Source organism: Saccharothrix syringae, from assembly GCF_009498035.1.
Taxonomy (GTDB): domain Bacteria; phylum Actinomycetota; class Actinomycetes; order Mycobacteriales; family Pseudonocardiaceae; genus Actinosynnema; species Actinosynnema syringae.
The window spans coordinates 5,777,542-5,793,208 of the sequence record NZ_CP034550.1; the positions used below are offsets into that span (position 1 = coordinate 5,777,542).

General features: G+C 76.0%; 16 protein-coding genes. 7 read left to right on the top strand and 9 right to left on the bottom strand.

From position 1 onward, the window contains the following. The first annotated feature begins 75 nt into the window (after positions 1–75). Positions 76–948 carry an alpha/beta fold hydrolase gene (locus tag EKG83_RS24885; RefSeq protein ID WP_033434218.1) on the top strand — a complete coding sequence of 291 codons (873 nt, stop codon included), beginning with the start codon at positions 76–78 and terminating at the stop codon, positions 946–948. A gap of 165 nt (positions 949–1,113) precedes the next feature. Here the strand turns inward: EKG83_RS24885 and EKG83_RS24890 are convergent, their stop codons facing one another. Then, on the bottom strand, positions 1,114–1,569 hold the full coding sequence (locus EKG83_RS24890) for a ricin-type beta-trefoil lectin domain protein (RefSeq protein WP_051766669.1): 456 nt from the start codon (positions 1,567–1,569) through the stop codon (positions 1,114–1,116). Positions 1,570–1,908: 339 nt separating this feature from the next. On the opposite strand from EKG83_RS24890, the gene EKG83_RS24895 reads away from it, so the two are divergent. Then, positions 1,909–2,115, top strand: coding sequence for a hypothetical protein (locus EKG83_RS24895; RefSeq protein WP_153278358.1), 207 nt, complete (start codon positions 1,909–1,911; stop codon positions 2,113–2,115). Positions 2,116–2,121: 6 nt separating this feature from the next. On the opposite strand, the gene EKG83_RS24900 is transcribed toward EKG83_RS24895, so the two are convergent. Together EKG83_RS24900 and EKG83_RS24905 are read right to left on the bottom strand one after the other, a co-directional pair. Then, positions 2,122–2,598, bottom strand: coding sequence for a hypothetical protein (locus EKG83_RS24900; protein WP_033434222.1), 477 nt, complete (start codon positions 2,596–2,598; stop codon positions 2,122–2,124). A gap of 2 nt (positions 2,599–2,600) precedes the next feature. Continuing rightward, on the bottom strand, positions 2,601–3,668 hold the full coding sequence (locus EKG83_RS24905; protein WP_170191930.1) for a pentapeptide repeat-containing protein: 1,068 nt from the start codon (positions 3,666–3,668) through the stop codon (positions 2,601–2,603). A 242-nt stretch (positions 3,669–3,910) separates the two neighbouring features. Here EKG83_RS24905 and EKG83_RS24910 point away from each other — a divergent pair, with 242 nt between their 5' ends. Further along, on the top strand, positions 3,911–5,293 hold the full coding sequence (locus tag EKG83_RS24910) for an FAD-dependent monooxygenase (protein ID WP_033434223.1): 1,383 nt from the start codon (positions 3,911–3,913) through the stop codon (positions 5,291–5,293). On the opposite strand, the gene EKG83_RS49115 is transcribed toward EKG83_RS24910, so the two are convergent. Then, positions 5,262–8,060, bottom strand: coding sequence for a BTAD domain-containing putative transcriptional regulator (locus EKG83_RS49115; protein WP_051766671.1), 2,799 nt, complete (start codon positions 8,058–8,060; stop codon positions 5,262–5,264). The genes EKG83_RS24910 and EKG83_RS49115 overlap by 32 nt on opposite strands. 66 nt (positions 8,061–8,126) lie before the next feature. Between EKG83_RS49115 and dacB the strand changes: the two genes are divergently transcribed. The 3 genes from dacB to EKG83_RS24930 are packed head-to-tail and all read left to right on the top strand — an operon-like array spanning position 8,127 to position 11,155. Further along, on the top strand, positions 8,127–9,653 hold the full coding sequence (gene dacB, locus EKG83_RS24920; RefSeq protein WP_033434224.1) for a D-alanyl-D-alanine carboxypeptidase/D-alanyl-D-alanine endopeptidase: 1,527 nt from the start codon (positions 8,127–8,129) through the stop codon (positions 9,651–9,653). 48 nt (positions 9,654–9,701) lie between these two features. Continuing rightward, positions 9,702–10,607 (top strand): methyltransferase domain-containing protein, encoded by a 906-nt coding sequence (locus EKG83_RS24925; protein WP_033434225.1) that lies wholly within the window; start codon positions 9,702–9,704, stop codon positions 10,605–10,607. After that, positions 10,604–11,155: an oxidoreductase gene (locus EKG83_RS24930; RefSeq protein WP_153278359.1), complete on the top strand. Its 552-nt coding sequence runs from the start codon at positions 10,604–10,606 to the stop codon at positions 11,153–11,155. Before EKG83_RS24925 ends, EKG83_RS24930 begins: the two co-directional genes overlap by 4 nt. On the opposite strand, the gene EKG83_RS24935 is transcribed toward EKG83_RS24930, so the two are convergent. Both EKG83_RS24935 and EKG83_RS24940 read right to left on the bottom strand, forming a co-directional pair. Continuing rightward, complete coding sequence (locus EKG83_RS24935) at positions 11,145–12,425, bottom strand: FAD-binding oxidoreductase (protein WP_051766672.1); 1,281 nt, start codon at positions 12,423–12,425, stop codon at positions 11,145–11,147. The two genes, EKG83_RS24930 and EKG83_RS24935, sit on opposite strands and share 11 nt — an antisense overlap. A 257-nt stretch (positions 12,426–12,682) precedes the next feature. After that, positions 12,683–13,246: an NAD(P)H-dependent oxidoreductase gene (locus tag EKG83_RS24940; RefSeq protein WP_033434226.1), complete on the bottom strand. Its 564-nt coding sequence runs from the start codon at positions 13,244–13,246 to the stop codon at positions 12,683–12,685. A gap of 88 nt (positions 13,247–13,334) precedes the next feature. On the opposite strand from EKG83_RS24940, the gene EKG83_RS24945 reads away from it, so the two are divergent. Beyond that, entirely contained in the window at positions 13,335–13,973 is a 639-nt protein-coding gene (locus EKG83_RS24945; protein WP_153278360.1) for a TetR/AcrR family transcriptional regulator, read from the top strand. Here EKG83_RS24945 and EKG83_RS24950 read toward each other — a convergent pair. The 3 genes from EKG83_RS24950 to EKG83_RS24960 all read right to left on the bottom strand — a co-directional run bounded on the left by EKG83_RS24950 (position 13,970) and on the right by EKG83_RS24960 (position 15,655). Next, positions 13,970–15,079, bottom strand: a complete 1,110-nt coding sequence (locus EKG83_RS24950) for a lanthionine synthetase LanC family protein (protein ID WP_051766673.1) — start codon at positions 15,077–15,079, stop codon at positions 13,970–13,972. The two genes, EKG83_RS24945 and EKG83_RS24950, sit on opposite strands and share 4 nt — an antisense overlap. Before the next feature lie 105 nt (positions 15,080–15,184). Beyond that, the gene (locus tag EKG83_RS24955; protein WP_153278361.1) at positions 15,185–15,361 is read right to left on the bottom strand and encodes a hypothetical protein; all 177 of its coding nucleotides are present in this window, start codon (positions 15,359–15,361) and stop codon (positions 15,185–15,187) included. A 120-nt stretch (positions 15,362–15,481) separates the two neighbouring features. Continuing rightward, a complete protein-coding gene (locus tag EKG83_RS24960; protein WP_153278362.1) occupies positions 15,482–15,655 on the bottom strand; it encodes a hypothetical protein in 174 nt (57 codons plus the stop codon). Positions 15,656–15,667 lie beyond the last annotated feature (12 nt).

Genomic DNA, 15,667 nt, shown 5'->3' on the forward strand with positions numbered 1-15,667 from the left:
CAGCCGTTGCTGATCGGCTGCTGATCGGGGTCCCGGAGGCTGGCGGCACGGCAACCCGACCCGAGAGGCAGGACCATGCAGATCCCCGGATTCGACTACCGACGGGTGACCGTCGCCGACGGCGTGGCGCTCAACGCGGCCGTGGCCGGTTCCGGCGACCCGGTCGTGCTGCTGCACGGCTTCCCGCAGACGCACCTGATGTGGCGGCACGTGGCCGCCGACCTGGCGGCCGACCACACCGTCATCTGCCCCGACCTGCGCGGCTACGGCGACAGCGACAAGCCCGCCGACACCGACGGCCACGCCTACAGCAAGCGCACGATGGCCGCCGACGTGGTGGGCCTGGCCCGCGCGCTCGGCCACGACCGCTTCGCCCTGGCCGGGCACGACCGCGGCGCGCTGGTCGCCATCCGCGCCGGCCTGGACCACCCCGACGCGGTCGGCCACCTGGCCGTGCTGGACGTGCTGCCGACGCTGGACATGTGGGACGTGCTGCACGGCGTGACCGCCGCGGTGGGGTTCCACCTGTACCTGATGGCGCAGCCGCCCGGCCTGCCCGAACAGCTCATCGGGGCCGCGCCGGACGCGTTCTTCGGCCACTTCCTCGACGCCTGGACCCGCGACCCCGCGGCCATCCCAGCGGACGTGCGCGCGGCCTACCTGGAGGCGTCCCGGAACGCGGTGACCTCGATCGTGGCCGACTACCGCGCCACCGCGGGCGTCGACGTGGCGCACGACACCGCCGACCGGCTGGCCGGCAACCGGCTGGGCATGCCGGTCACCGTGCTCCAGCAGGACTGGGGCGCGGCGCTGGGGTACGACGCGGCGGCGCTGTGGCGGGCGTGGGCGCCGGACCTGGAGCACCGCACGGTGTCGTGCGGCCACTTCATGGCCGAGGAGGCGCCCGCGGACGTGGTCAAGGCCCTGCGCGGGCTGCTGGCGCGCTGACACCGGCGGGACCGGCCGTCGCCGGGCCCGGGCCCGACCACGCGGCTCCGCGACCTGCCGGAGCGGTTCGCCCCGGTGGCGGAGCACCCGCCCGACCCGGCGGGGCGGGGACGCCCGGGATCGGCCAGACCGCGCTCGGCCTGGCCGCCCGGGCGTGAAAGCGGCTCACGGCTCGTTGAAGTACCAGCGCTGGTCGCTCCGGCCGTAGTCGCACCGCTCCAGTCGCGGGCTGCGCTCGTGCCCGTCGTAGGTGAGGCAGGTGCCGAACTCGTCGTTCACGATGACCCGGGAGTTGCCACCGCCCTCGCGCCACCACAGCTGCCCGGGGTCGTCGGGGTCGCACGCGCGCCCCTTGAGCTGACCGCCGATGGCGGCGGCGCACAGGCCGGTCCCGATGTTCCTGATCAGGTTGTCACCGGCGCCGAGGCGCCACACCTGCCGGTCGTTGCCGCGGTAGTCCTCGGTGATGATCGGCTTGGTGTCCCAGAGCGTCTGGAGCCACACGTCCTCCGAACCGTTGGCGCTCTCGATCACCGCCACCGTGTCCGCCGAGGCCGGTGGTGCCCACGCCAGCGCCGAGCCCGCGACCACCAGGGCGACCAACGTCTTCCGGAATGCCATGGCCCTCTACCTCTCCCGCCGTCCCGGGCGGCGCCGTCACCGACCCGGGTGCCGAAACGTTCGGCGTCCCCAGTGAAACCGGGCGGTCCCGATCGGCCAACGCTCGTGACACGAGCAGGTGGGAGAAGAACTCGTTGGGGTATCAGGGAAAGCCCGCTGCCACGGACGGTGTCGGCGTGCTGCGGCCGAACACGTGGTCGCGCACCAGCACATCGTGTAGTGGCGCGGGCCGTCCTGGACAGCTCCGCCGGCGGTGCAGTAGGCACGGACGCGCAGTTGTCGCAGGCAAACCCCGATCACCACAGGGAGCACTGCACCGGCGGGACCCGGTTCTGGAACATGCCCTTCGTCCACGTCGGCGGGTGCTCGGCCTTCACCGACAGCGGCGGCCCTTACGTGATCCGCATCGACAGGCTGCAGATGATGCCGACCCCGATCAACCCGCTGCGCATCGTGTTCTACGACGTCGTCGCCACGTGCGGCAGCTACAGCCCGAACGTCGGCGGACAGTTGAGCGAGGGGTCGAGCTGCACCTTCCAGCTGTGATCGACCTCAGTCGCGGGTCGCGCCGTCCGGCCAGACCACCGTGACCGGCATCCCCCTGCGCCCGGCCTCCCCGACGACGTCCGCGGTCCCGCCGTGGCCGCGGGCGGGCCGCCCGTCCCACACCGCCACCAGCTCGTCGGCCCGGTCGAGCATCCGCAGGCTCGCGTCCAGGTAGGCGGCCGGGTCCGGTTCGACGTGGTCGAGCGCGACCACCTCCGCGGCGCGCGAGAGCAGGTCGTCGTAGACGGGGTGGTGGGACCCGGGCAGTGCGCCGCGGTACTTCGCGGCGGGCACGACCACGACCAGCGAGCCGCCGGCGTCCAGGACGGCGCGGGCGAACAGCGCGTCCGCACCGTCGGCGATGCAGGACAGGCCGACCAGGTGCGCATCGGCCCGCGCGGCCAGCAGGTCGCGCAGGGCCGCGTCGACCAACCGCTCCGTCGGTCCCGGCAGGCCGCGGTGACCGGTGACGGCCAGGCGCACGGCTACTCCCCTCCTCGGCGGGACCCGTCCACGGCGGTTTCCCCCGGCGACGCCCGTTCCCCGCGCGGGGTCGCGAGGTCGGTCCCCGTCACGTTCGCGCCGCTCAGCTTCGCACCGCTCAGGTCGGCGCCGCCCAACCGCGCACCTCCCAGGTCCGCCCCGGTGAGGTCGCAGTTCCGCAGGCCGGCTCCGCCCAGCTCGGCTTCCCGCAGGTCCGCGTGGTCGAGGGTGGCGTGGTCCAGGACCGCCCGCCCCAGGTGGGCGCCGCGCAACCGGGCCCTCCCCAGCCGCGTGTCGACCAGTTCGGCGAAGCTCAGGTTCGCGTGCCGGAGGTCGACCTCGTGCGCCACGGTGTACTTGAGCTTGGCGCCCCACAGGTTCGCGTGGTCCAGGCGGAGGCCCGACAGGTCGGCACCGCAGAGGTCGGCGGTCCTGAGGTCGACGGGGTTGCGCTCCGGACGCCGGGGACGCCGGCCGAGGACGGTGAGCGCCACCTGCACGTCCGTCGCCAGGGAGCGGAAGGCGGGCTTCGACCCGTCGTGCCGGCAGTTGTGCCTCTCCTCGTGCATACCGGTCTCCCCGGTGGTGGTCCGCTCGCGGATGAAGGCGGCGAGGACTTCGACGACGGTGACGTGGTCGCGTTCCGACTCGACCATGAGGTGTTCGAGGGCGTAGACGCCGCCGACGCGCTCGGTGAGCTTGTCGGAGGCGAGCTGCGCCACCGCCTTCCCGTAGCGGTCGGTGAGCTGACCCCGGCGGGACAGGTAGTAGGTCCGGGCGGTGAACCCGATGCCGACGAGCGCGGCGGCGCCCCCGGCCGCGGCGAGGAGCACCTGCCGGGTCGAGTTGACGGCGTCGGCCTTCTCCTTGCCCTTGAGCTCACCCACGGACGCGGTCGCCCACCACGCCACGGGGCCGAGCAGCAGGACCAGGACCGCGCAGGTGCCCACGACGGCCGACAGGGCCAGCGGAACCGGGTGGCGCAGCGGCGACCGGCGGCCCGTGCGCGGGCGGCGTCGTGAGGCCGGACCGGTTTTGCCCGGGAGGTCTCGCGGTAACGGCCGTGTCATGGCCCTCCTTGCGCGGGGACAGCCGGGACAGCCCGAGCGACCTCCGGTGGCGGCTCCCCCGACACCGCGACCCATCGGCGCTGAAACCCGGCAATCATGGCACAGCAGGTCGCCCCTCCGGCGTGAACGCCCTCCCACACCAGCGGGGTCGGGACCCGTCGGCGAGCCGCGCCAGGGCGCTGCCGGCGCGCCGGCAGCGCCCTGGCAGCACCCTGGCAGCGCCCCCGGCCAGGGTGTCCGGCATGGATACCCGAGTTCTCATCGTCGGAGCCGGCCCGACCGGCCTCACCCTCGCCTGCGACCTGGCCCGCCGGGGCGTCGCGCACCGCGTCGTGGACCGCGATCCCGGCACCTTCGCCGGTTCCCGCGGCAAGGGGCTCCAGCCCCGCACCCTGGAGGTCTTCGCCGACCTGGGCGTGATCGACCAGGTCCTCAAGCACGGCGGCCCCTACCCGCCCATGCGCGCCTACCGCGGCCGCGAGGTGGTGTGGGAGCGGCCGATGCGCGAGGTGTCGCCGCCGCGCGACGACGTGCCCTACCCGAACGGGCTGATGCTGCCGCAGTGGCGGACGTGCCTGATCCTGCGCGAGCGGTTGGCCGAGCTGGGCGGGCGCGTGGAGACCGGGGTGGAGCTGACCGGGTTCGAGCAGGACGACGACGGGGTGACCGCCTACCTGGACGGGGTGCCGGTGCGGGCGGAGTACCTGGTGGGCGCGGACGGGGGGCGCAGCACCGTGCGGCGGGGGCTGGGTGTCGGCTTCGCGGGCGAGACCGACGAGGAGCACCGGCAGGTGATCGCCGACGTGCGGATCTCCGGGTTGGACCGGAACCACTGGCACTTCTGGGCCTCCGACGACCCGGTCGTGCCGCTGCTGGGCGCGTGCCCGATGGCGGGCACCGACTCGTTCCAGGTGACCACCACGCACCTGGAGGAGGCGTCGGTGGAGGGGTTGCAGGAGCTGCTGACGCGGGCCTCCGGGCGGGACGACCTGGTGGTGGGCGACCTGACGTGGTCGAGTTCGTGGCGGCCGAACGTGCGCATGGTCGACCGCTACCGGGTGGGGCGGGTGTTCCTGGCGGGCGACGCCGCCCACGTGCACGCCCCGACCGGCGGCCAGGGGCTGAACACGGGCGTGCAGGACGCCTACAACCTGGGCTGGAAGCTGGCGCTGGGCGGCGAGGTGCTGGACACCTACGAGGACGAGCGGCTGCCGGTGGCGGCCGAGGTGCTGGGGATCAGCTCGGCGTTGTTCCGGCGGGCTCTGCGGGGTGGTCGCGACGCCGTGGACCGCAGCGACCCGGCGCTCAAGCAGCTGGGGGTGAACTACCGCGGCAGCGCGCTGTCGGTGGAGCTGCGGGCGAAGCCGGGCACCGTGCGGGCGGGTGACCGGGCGCCGGACGGGTGGTGCGGGGACCGGCGGGTGCACGAGGTGCTGACCGGTCCGGGGTTCGCGGTGCTGGCCTTCGGGCGGGCGCGTTTCCCCGGTGCCCACGAGGTGACCTACGCCCCCGCCTTCGACGTGGTGGGCGACGCGCTGGCGGTGGTGCGCCCGGACGGCTACGTCGGGTTGTTCGCCGACACCGCGGACGAGGTCAGCCCGTACCTGGACCGCTGGTCCCGGTGACGCGGGCGCGCAGGCCGGGGTTGTCGGTGCCGCGCAGCCGCCGGGCCTGGTCGAGCAGGTCCAGGGCGGCGGCGCGGTCGCCGCGGGCGACGTGCCACTCGGCCTGCCCCTCCAGCACGGCGGCGTGCGCGGGGCCGTCCTGGCTGCGGCGGGCCAGTTCCACGGCGCGCTCGTGGTGGTGGCCCGCCAGGTCGAGGTCGCCGAGCTCGGTGAGGGTCCTGGCGTAGTTGCCGTGCATGCCGGCCAGGAACTGGGTGGTGGCGAGGGCGGGGTCGACGGCCATGGCCTTGTGGTGCCAGCGCAGCGCGGTGGCGGTGTCGCCGCTGAGGCGGGCGATCTCGGCCAGGCCGTTGTGCAGGCGGGCGAGCGCGAGGGGGTCGTCGTCGTGGACGGCGTCCCGCTCGGCGCGTTCGAGTTCGCGCCGGGCGTGGTCGAGGTCGCCGGCGCGGGCGTGCAGGCGGGCGGCCTGGACGAGCATGACCGCGGGGACGGTGCTGATGTGGCGCATGGCCTCGGACAGGGACTCCATCGCCTCGGCGGTGGCGCCGCGGTCGGCCTGCAGGACCGAGCGGAACATCAGCGAGCAGGCCAGCAGGAGGTGGTCGCCGGTGTCGCGGAAGCCCTGGGCGGCGGCGGTGTAGTGCTCCTCGGCGGGTGCGGCGCCGCCGGTGGCGATCTCGGCGGTGGCGTAGCCGCGCAGCAGGTGGCCGGCCGCCCGGCGCCACGGGTCGGTGGAGGCGGTGAGCCGGTCGGCGACGGCGGTGAGGCGGGCGCGGTTGGTGTGGTCGGCGAGCACGGCCACGGCCAGGGCGGCGGGCTCCTCGCGGGCGGCCAGGCGGTCGAGCAGGTCGGGGGTGGGTGCGAGCAGGGCGGTGGCCAGGTCGTGGGCCAGGTCCGCGGTGGGGTCCGGGAACGGGTCGGCGGCGAGGACGGCGGTCGCCCAGCGGCGGGCCTCGGCCAGTTCGGTGCGCACCAGCCAGTACCACAGGCGGGCGGTGAACAGCCGCGGTGACGTGGCCCGGTCGGACATGGCCTGGTCGAGGTTGGCCTGCTCGGTGGCCAGCCGGTCGACCCACACGGCCTGCTCGGGGCCGCGCAGCCGGGGTTCGGCGTGCTCGGCCAGGGCGGTGTAGTGGGCGGTGTGCCGGGCGCGGACCCGGTCGGCGTCCTCCAGGTGGGTCGCGGCGTACTCGCGGACGGTCTCCAGCAGGCGGTACCGCTCGTCGGTGGCGACCACCAGGGACTTGTCGACCAGGGACGCCACCTGGTCCAGGGTGCCGCCGGTGACGTCCTCCACCGCCCGGAGGGTCGCACCGCCGGCGAACACCGACAGGCGGGCCAGCAGGGTGCGCTCGGCGGGGTCGAGCAGGTCGTGGCTCCAGTCCAGCACGGCGCGCAAGGTGCGGTGGCGGGCCGGTGCGCCGCGCACGCCGCGGTCGAGCAGGCCGAGCCGGTCGCCGAGGCGGTGGGTGAGCTGGGCCGGGGTGAGGGAGCGCAGGCGGGCGGCGGCGAGTTCGACGGCCAGCGGCAGGCCGTCGAGGGCGCGGCAGATCGCGGTGGTGGTCTCGTCGGGGGTGAAGCCGGGGCGCACGGCGCGGGCGCGGTCGGTGAACAGGGCGACGGCCTGGGCCCCCGGCAGCGGGTCGAGGGGGCGCAGGACCTCGCCGGTGACGCCGAGGGGTTCGCGGCTGGTGGCCAGCACGCGCAGCCGGGGGCAGCGGGCGAGCAGGTCGGCGGCGAGGCCGGCGACGCCGTCGAGGAGGTGCTCGCAGTTGTCCAGCAGCAGCAGGGCGGTGCGGCCGGCCAGGAAGTCGGCGGGGCGGTCGGTGGTGCCCAGGGCGGCGCGCACGGCGGGCAGCAGGCCGTCGTCGGCGGGCACGGGGGCGAGGTCGACCAGCCAGACCCCGTCGGGCGCGGGGGTGCGGTCGGCGGCTTCGAGGGCCAGCCGGGTCTTGCCGGCGCCGCCGGGACCGGTGACGGTGACCAGGCGGGCCTCGGCGAGGGCGCGGGTCAGCTCGTCCAGCTCGTGCTCCCGGCCGACGAAGCTGGTCAGCCGGGCGGGCAGGCCGGGGCGGCGGGTCGGTGCGCGCAGGGCCTGCCGGTGGGCCTCGCGCAGTTCCGGGCCGGGGTCGGCGCCGAGCTGGTCGGCGAGCAGGGCGCGGGCGCGCTCGTGGGCGGCGAGGGCGTCGGCGTGGCGGCCGCGGGCGCACAGGGCGCGCATCAGGCGGGCGTGCAGGCCCTCGCGCAGGGGTGTGGCGGTGGCCAGTTCCTCGATCTCGGCGACGAGCTCGGGGGTGGCGCCCGCGGCGAGGTCGAGGTCGAGGCGGGCCTCGACGGCGCTCAGCCGCAGCTCCTCCAGGCGGGCGAGGGTGGCCTGGGCGAACCCGGTGTCCGCGACGTCGGCCAGGGGCGCGCCCCGCCACAGGGCCAGGGCCTCGCGCGGCCGGCCCTCGGCGACGGCGCGGGCGAACGCGTGCAGGTCCACCTGCTCGGGTGGCAGGTCGAGCCGGTAGCCGGTGGGGTGGGAGCCGATCGCGTCGCGGCCCAGGGCGCGGCGCAGCCGGGCGACCAGCGACTGGAGGGCCGCGGTGGGGTCGGCGGGCGCGGTGTGCGGCCACAGGTCGGCGACGAGGCGGTCGGTGGTGACCACGCGGCCGGTGTCGACGGCCAGGCGCAGCAGCAACGCGCGCAGCATCGGACCGCCGAGGTCGACGCGGGTGCCGTCGGGTCCGCGGACCTCCAGTTCCCCCAGTGCCCTGATCCGCACGGGTCCATCCTCGCAACCGCCGGTCGCCGGTGGTGCGCGCGGGTCGGTGCCGGGCAGGATCGCGGGATGAGGAGTCGGTCGAGCTGCCTGCTGCTGTCGTTGACGCTGGTCCTGGGGGTGGCCGCCGGTGCGGCCGCCGAACCCGGTGACCCGCTGGTCGCGGACCTGGACCGCCTGCTGGGCGAACCGCGGCTGACCTCCGCCGCGGTGGGCCTGGTGGTGCGCGACGCCGACACCGGCGACCTGCTCTACGACCGGTCGGGGCGCACCCGGTTCCAGCCGGCGTCCACGGCGAAGCTGCTGACGGCGGCGGCGGCGCTGGAGGGGCTGGGTCCCGACCACCGGTGGGACACCGACCTGGCGGCGACCGGGCCGGTGCGGGGTTCGGTGCTGCTGGGCGACCTGTACCTGCGGGGCACCGGCGACCCGACCGCGCTGGCCGGGGACTACGACGCGCTGGCCGCGCGGTTGGCGGCGAGCGGCGTGCGGGTCGTGCGCGGCGCGCTGGTGGCCGACGACACGTGGTTCGACCAGGTGCCGCTGGGCACGGGGTGGGCGTGGGACGACGAGACCTACTCCTACAACGCGCAGACCTCGGCGCTGACGTTCGCGCCGGACACCGACTACGAGCCCGGGTCGGTGGTGGTGCGGGTCTCCCCCGGCGCCGAGGGCGGTCCGGCGCGGGTGCGGGTGGAGCCGCCGGTGGAGGTGGAGGTGCGCAACACCGCCGTCACGGCCGCCGGCGGCGGGGTGCGGGTGCAGCGCGCGCACGGCACCAACGTGGTGCACGTCGACGGGTCGATCGCGCCGGGTGCCGGCGACCACGTCGCGCGGGTGGCGGTGGACGGGCCGACCGCGCTGGTGGCGGGGTTGTTCCGCAGGTCGCTGGAGGCCCACGGGGTGGTGGTCACCGGCGGGACGGAGTTCCGGGCGACGCCGGCGTCGGCGCGGGTGCTGGCGCGGCACCGGTCGATGCCGCTGCGGGAGCTGCTGGTGCCGTTCTTGAAGCTGAGCAACAACCTGCACGCCGAGGCGCTGGTCAAGACGTTGGGGCGGCGGTGGCACGGCGAGGGCAGCTGGTCCGCGGGGCTGCGGGCGGTGGCGTCGCTGCTGTCGGGGCTGGGCGTGGACGTGACGGCGTCGCGGCTGGTCGACGGGTCGGGTCTGTCCAGGATGGACGCGGTGTCGCCGGAGGTGCTGGTGGCGCTGCTGGGCGCGGCGCGGGCCGAGCCGTGGTTCGCCGACTGGTACGGCGCGCTGCCGGTGGCCGGGAGGCCGGACCGGCTGGAGGGCGGCACGCTGCGCAACCGGATGGCGGGCACGGCCGCGGCGGGCAACGTGCGCGCCAAGACCGGGACGTTGACCGGGGTGAGCGCGCTGGCCGGGTACGTGACCACGGCCGACGGCCGCCGGTTGGTGTTCTCGCTGGTGTCCAACAACTACGTGTCGGCGGCGCCGAAGGACCTGGAGGACGCGGTGGCGGTGCGGTTGGCCTCGGACCGGGCGGGGCAGGGGCAGCCGCAGGCCCGGGTCGCGGGCGCGGATGCCGGTGCGGTGGTGGAGCTGGAGTGCTCGTGGACGAGGTCGTGCTGAGCTGAATTCCGGGGTGGCGGTCCCCGGTGCGGCACTACGGTTCCGCCCATGACCGTGGTGGAGATCTCCGACCTGGTGGCGGTGTGGGACCCGGGCACCGGTGAGCGCGTGCCGGTGCGGCGGGACGAGGTGGTCGACCGGTTGCGCGCGGCCGGGGACGCCCGGGCCGCCCGGATCGTGGCGCGGATGCCGGTGGTCGGCGGGGTGCTGGACCCGGTGGCGGTGGACCGGCTGCTGGTGCGGGTGCACACCGAGTTGCAGCGGCTCAACGAGGAGCTGCGCATGGCGGACCGGTTCGCCGAGCTGCTGGTGCCGGTGCTGGCCGCGGTGCGCGCGACCGGGGTGCGGCCGCGGGTGGTCGACGTGGGGTGCGGGCTGGGGTACCTGGTGCGCAGCCTGGCCGCCTCGGGGGTGCTGGGCGGTGACGTGGAGCTGGTGGGGGTGGACTTCAACCGGGCGCTGGTGGCCGAGGCGGCCGGGTTGGCCGCGGAGGAGCGGTTGCCGTGCTCGTTCGCGTGCGGTGACGCGTTCGCGCCCGCCGAGCCGGCGGTCTACGTGTCCAGCGGGTTGCTGCACCACCTGCCCGCGGACCGGCTGGCCGGGTTCTTCCAGGCCCAGGACCGGGCCGGGGCGCCGGCGTTCGTGCACTACGACATCGCCGCGACGCCGTTGGCGCCGTTGGGTGCGTGGTTGTTCCACCGGGCGCGGATGCGGGAACCGCTGGGGCGCCACGACGGGGTGGCCTCGGCGCGGCGCGCCCACGGTGACGGGGTGCTGCTGTCGGCGGCGGCGCGGGCCGAGGGGCTGGAGGTGTTCCTGTTCGAACCGGTGCGGCACGCCAACCCGTGCTGCGCGGCGATGCGGCCGGTGGTCGGGGTGCGGCCGGAGCTGGTCGGTGCGGTGCGCCAGGGGTTGGGGCGACGGGCGCGCGGGCTGGTGGGTGCGGCGGCGTGACCGGGGGTGGCGTGGTGGCGGTGGCGGTTCCGGTGGTGCTGGTGCTGCTGTGGTTGGTGGACGCCGGTTTCGCCGGGTTCCGCGCGGCGACGGGGCGCAACGCCCGGATCGACAAGCGGGTCTACCACCTGGTGGCCGCGGGTCGGGGGTTGGCGGTGGGCGCGGCCGGGCTGGGGGTGGTGGCGGTACCGGCCCTGGTGGCCCTGGCGGGCGCCGCGGACGTGGGTGCCCGCTACGACGGGCTGGTCGGTGCGGGGGTGCGGATGTTGCAGGTGCTGCTGCCGTTCGCGGGTCTGCTGGCGGCGGCGCTGCCCGCGTACTGGCTGCTGCCGATGCGGGAGAGCGCGTTCGTGGTGCTGGTGGGGCTGGGGCCGTTCACCCTGGTCCGGCCGGTGGTCGTGGTGGCCGCGGCCGGGTGGGCGGCGGCGGGGTCGGGCGACTGGCTGGTGTGGGCGGTGGCCGTGGCGGCGGCGGTCGGGGTGCTGGTGGTGGAGCCGGTGGTGCACCGCCGCTGGTACCGGGTGCCGGTGCGAGGGCTCAGGGCGTGACCGGGAAGTTGTGGCGGAAGACGTTGTCCGGGTCGTAGGCGGCCTTGACGCGGCGCAGGCGGGCCAGGGTGTCCGGCGGGAAGACCTTGGTCAGGGCGGCGGCCTGGTCGTGGGTCTCGAAGCTGAGGTGGATCGCGTCGGCGTCGAGCCGGTCCCAGGCGGCGGGGCCGGTGTCGAGGACGGCGGCCAGGGAGAAGTTGCGGTCGCGGTGGGCGTAGGCGGGGACGTCGGCGGGGACGTCGTTGACCGCGCCGCCGACCGCGCGGACCTCCAGGTGGGCGGTGTGACCCGCGGTGAACAGGTCGGCGACCACGTCGGTGGTGCGGGGGTCCAGGTGCTCGACCAGGGCGGAGCGGCTGCGCCCGCGGCCCTGGCCCCGGTGGCGGGCGTGGTCGGGGGCCATGATCGCGGCGTACGGCAGCAGGTCGGCGTGGTGGCGGTGGACGGGGGCGAGGTCGAGGAAGGGCTGGAGCGCCGCGGCGGCGGCACCGGTGTCGTCGCCCGCCCAGACGGCCCTGGTCTGGGCGATGCGGTGGTCCTGGGCGCGGACGAGGGTGAGGAACGCGGTGAGCTCGCGGGGTGCGTGCTCGACCAGGTCGCCCCAGGCGCGCAGGAACGCGGCGGTGTCGGTGGCGTCGTGGGTGAACGCGGCGTGGACGACGTCGGACAGCTCGACGGCCTCGATGTCGAAGGAGGTGACCACGCCGAGGTTGCCGCCCGCGCCGCGCAGGGCCCAGAACAGGTCGGGGTGGTGGTCGGCGTCGGCGCGCACGGTGCGGCCGTCGGCGAGCACGACGGTGGCGGCGCGGACGCGGTCGACGGTCAGGCCGTGGGCGCGGGCGAGGAGTCCCTGGCCGCCGCTGGTGGCCAGGCCGCCGACGCCGACGTCGCCGTAGTCGCCGGAGCTGATGGCCAGGCCGTGCGGGGCGAGGGTGCGGGCCACGTCGCCCCAGCGGGCGCCGGCGCCGACGCGGACCAGGCGGTGGTCGAGGACTTCGACGCCGTGGAGGGCGGTCAGGTCGATGACGATGCCGCCGTCGTTGGTGGCGCGGCCGCTGATGCCGTGGCCGCCGCTGCGGATGGCCAGGGGGAGCGGGCGGGTGCGGGCGTGGGTGAGGGCGCGGGCGACCTGGTCGGGGTCGGTGGGGCGCAGGAGCAGGGCCGGTGAGCCGGGCCAGGCGTAGGTGGAGCGGAGGCGGTCGTAGTCGGGGTGGCCGGGGGTGACGGCGCGGGCGGCCAGGTCGGGGGGCGGGGTGTCGTGGTCGGTCACGGGTGCTCCCCCGGGCTGGACGGCGCCGCGGGCGGAGGGTACTCCCCCGCCCGCGGCGTCGTTCAGGTCGCGGTGCGCGTCGGTTCAGGCCGCGGGTGGGCGGCTGTCTGAGCCGAAGTACGCAGCCGGCCGGGCCGCGGGTGCGCGGCAGGTCAGGCCGGAGGTGGCGCCTGTCGAGCCTCCGTGTGCGTGGTCGGCCGGGTCACGTGACCGTGCCCGAACCGCGCGTGCGGTCCGACCCGGGCACGGGTGCGCGATCAGGCCGCGGTGTGCGCGGCGACGCGGGAGGCCAGGCCGTTGAGCAGCTCGGTGAGCTGGGCGGTGACCTCGGCGTCGTCGGCCGGGTGGGTCTCGGCGAAGCGGACCACCGAACCGGGGATCGACAGGGTGAGGTCGCCGAGCACGGTGGCGCCGGCGATGCCCGCCGCCTTGCGCGCCTCGTCCTGCGCCCACACGCCGCCGTACTGGCCGTACGCGGTGCCGACCACGGCGACCGGCTTGTCCTTCAGGGCACCCGCGCCGAAGGGGCGGGACAGCCAGTCGATGGCGTTCTTCAGCACGGCCGGGATGGTGCCGTTGTACTCCGGGGAGAACAGCAGCAGCGCGTCGGCCCCGGTGGCGGCGGCGCGCAGCCGGGTGGCGTGCTCGGGCGCGGAGCCGTCGAGGTCGATGTCCTCGTTGTAGAAGGGCACGTCGGCCAGTCCCTCGAACAGCTCGATCTCGACGCCCTCGGGGGCGAGCCGGACGGCGGTCTCGGCGAGCTGGCGGTTGTGGGAACCGGCGCGGAGGCTGCCGACGAGGGCCAGGATGCGGACGGGCATGGGAAAACTCCCCCGGGTACGTGGGTGACTGACGTTGCACCAGGCTAAACGGGACGTGGTCCGGTTATCTTCCGGCTACCCTTCCGACGTGACCGACGCCACGCCGCCCGCCGCGGGGTCCCGCACGCCGCTGCCGCTGGTCCCCGGCGAGGGCGAACCGCGCCTGCGGGCCGACGCGGCGCGCAACCGGGCGCGCCTGCTGGAGGCCGCGGCCCGGTTGGCGGCCGAGCACGGCGCGGCGAACCTGACCATGGACGCCGTGGCCGCGGCGGCGTCGGTGGGCAAGGGTACGGTGTCGCGGCGCTTCGGCGACCGCACCGGGCTGCTGCTGGCCCTGCTCGACCACCACGAGCGGCGGTTGCAGGAGGCGTTCCTGGCCGGTCCGCCGCCGCTGGGGCCCGGCGCGGACCCGGTGCAGCGGCTGCTGGCGTTCGGGCCCGCGGTGGTGCGGCACGAGCGCGCCCACCTGGACATGTACCTGGCGGCCGAGCCCGGTCGGCGCCGCTTCACCGTCCCGGCGAACCAGGTGCGCCGCACGCACGTGGCGGTGCTGCTGCGGCAGGCCGGCGTGGGGGTGGACGCGGAGCTGACCGCGTACGCGCTGGTCGGCACGTTGGACACGGCGCTGGTCGACCACCTGCTGACCGAGCGGGGGTTCCCGCCGGAACGGCTGGACGCCGGGTGGCGCGACCTGGTCACCCGCGTGGTGGGAACGCGCCGGACCTAGCGCAGGCCCAGCAGGGGGAGCCAGCCGCGGGGTGCGCCCGAGGCGGTGCGCGCGGCGGCGAGGACGCCGGCCGCGCCGTTGAGCAGCGTCATGTCGGTGCGGGCGAGTTCGGCCACCTCGTCCTGGTGCCGCCGCAGGTGGTCCAGGAGGCGGTGCACCGCGGCGGCGGTCCCGGGGAGGCCGGCGCGGGTGAAGGCGTCGAAGACGGCCAGGACGCCGGCCGCGCCGTGGCAGACGGCCAGCCGGTCGCCCGGGGTGTCGCCGGTGAAGTGGAAGTCGTCCGGGGAGCTGACGGCGGCCGCGGCGAGTGCGGTCAGGTCGGGGTCGCCGAGGGCGGTGCCGGTCTCCCACAGCGCCCAGGCCACGCCGGGGACGCCGTAGCACCACGCCCGGCGCGTGCGGGGCGGCGTGCCGTCGGCGGCCGACCAGGTGATCGCGCCCCGTTCGTGGTGGGCCTGGTCGGCCAGCCAGCGGCCCAGGGCGCGCAGCGCGGCGACCGCGGCGGGTTGGCCGGTCCCGGCGCGCACGGCGGCGGCCAGGGCCACCGCCACGCCGGGGACGCCGTGGGCCAGGCCGAGGTTGATCCTGCCCTGCATCCAGGCCAGCTTGTCGTGGTGCTCGTAGGCGGTGCACCGCAGACCTTCGGCGCCCCGGGCGCACAGCTCGGCCAGGTGGGCGGCGTGGGGGGCCAGCTCGTCCGGGTCGGCGGCGGGGGCGCAGTGGGCCAGCAGCACGCCGGCGGGACCGGAGACCAGGTCGTAGTCGGGGAAGCCGAACCCGGTGCCGCGGGGTCGGGTGCGGCGCAGGGCTCCGGCGATGGGCGTGGCGAGCCGGTGCAGGGCGGGGTGGTGCGCGGCGAGCAGGCGGAGGCCGGCCAGGTGCCCGGCGAGGCCGCCGAACAGGCCGGGGCGCGGGTTGGCGGTGTGGCGCAGGCCGTTCAGCCACGTCCGGGCGGCCAGGGCGGCGGTCGGGTCGTCGGGGGGCAGGGTGGAGGCCAGGACCACCGGTCCGGGGTCGGGGGTGGGGTCGCCGCGCTCGGCCCACTCCCGCAGGACGTGGTGGGTCAGCTCGTCCAGGGTGGGGTCGCGGTGGGCGGTGTGGACCATGCGGTGTCCGTCCGATGTGGATCTGGCGCGGTGCGGATCTGGCGCGGCACGGGTTCCGCGCGGGTGGGCGGGTCCGCGGGGACCCGCCCACCCGGTCGCGCTCGGTCAGTACGAGTCGCCGTCGTCGTCGCAGAACGCGAGGACCGAGCACGCGAGGACGCTGCAGCCGTGCTGGCTGAACGCCATGGGGTTCGCGTCGGACAGCCGGACCTCGCTGATGCGCTCCTCCAGGTCGGTGATGAGGCTGTCCAGCTCGCCCGGTTCCAGGATCGCCTGGTCCATTCTCGTTCTCCCTTCAGATCTGGTCGGCCGCTAGTGCCGTTCCCACCCGGACGGGTGAGGGGTCGGTGGTGCCGCCGCGGGGGCCGGTGTGCGGGGTGGGACGTCCCGGGGCGGCGGTCGTCAGGAGGCGTCCTTGTCGTAGCAGAAGGCGATGAGCGAGCACAGCGCGACGCTGCAGTCGTCCTCGCTGAACGCCATGGGGTTCGCGTCGGACAGCCGGACCTCGCTGATGCGCTCCTCCAGGTCGGTGATCAGGCCGTCCAGCTCACCCGGTTCCAGGATCGCCTGGTCCATGTCGTTGTCTCC

Coding starts and splice junctions, on each gene's coding strand:
- EKG83_RS24885 (WP_033434218.1), top strand. CDS start 76: ATGCAGATCCCCGGATTCGACTACCGACGGGTGACCGTCGCCGACGGC.
- EKG83_RS24890 (WP_051766669.1), bottom strand. CDS start 1,569: ATGGCATTCCGGAAGACGTTGGTCGCCCTGGTGGTCGCGGGCTCGGCG.
- EKG83_RS24895 (WP_153278358.1), top strand. CDS start 1,909: ATGCCCTTCGTCCACGTCGGCGGGTGCTCGGCCTTCACCGACAGCGGC.
- EKG83_RS24905 (WP_170191930.1), bottom strand. CDS start 3,668: ATGACACGGCCGTTACCGCGAGACCTCCCGGGCAAAACCGGTCCGGCC.
- EKG83_RS24910 (WP_033434223.1), top strand. CDS start 3,911: ATGGATACCCGAGTTCTCATCGTCGGAGCCGGCCCGACCGGCCTCACC.
- dacB (WP_033434224.1), top strand. CDS start 8,127: ATGAGGAGTCGGTCGAGCTGCCTGCTGCTGTCGTTGACGCTGGTCCTG.
- EKG83_RS24925 (WP_033434225.1), top strand. CDS start 9,702: ATGACCGTGGTGGAGATCTCCGACCTGGTGGCGGTGTGGGACCCGGGC.
- EKG83_RS24940 (WP_033434226.1), bottom strand. CDS start 13,246: ATGCCCGTCCGCATCCTGGCCCTCGTCGGCAGCCTCCGCGCCGGTTCC.
- EKG83_RS24950 (WP_051766673.1), bottom strand. CDS start 15,079: ATGGTCCACACCGCCCACCGCGACCCCACCCTGGACGAGCTGACCCAC.
- EKG83_RS24955 (WP_153278361.1), bottom strand. CDS start 15,361: ATGGACCAGGCGATCCTGGAACCGGGCGAGCTGGACAGCCTCATCACC.
- EKG83_RS24960 (WP_153278362.1), bottom strand. CDS start 15,655: ATGGACCAGGCGATCCTGGAACCGGGTGAGCTGGACGGCCTGATCACC.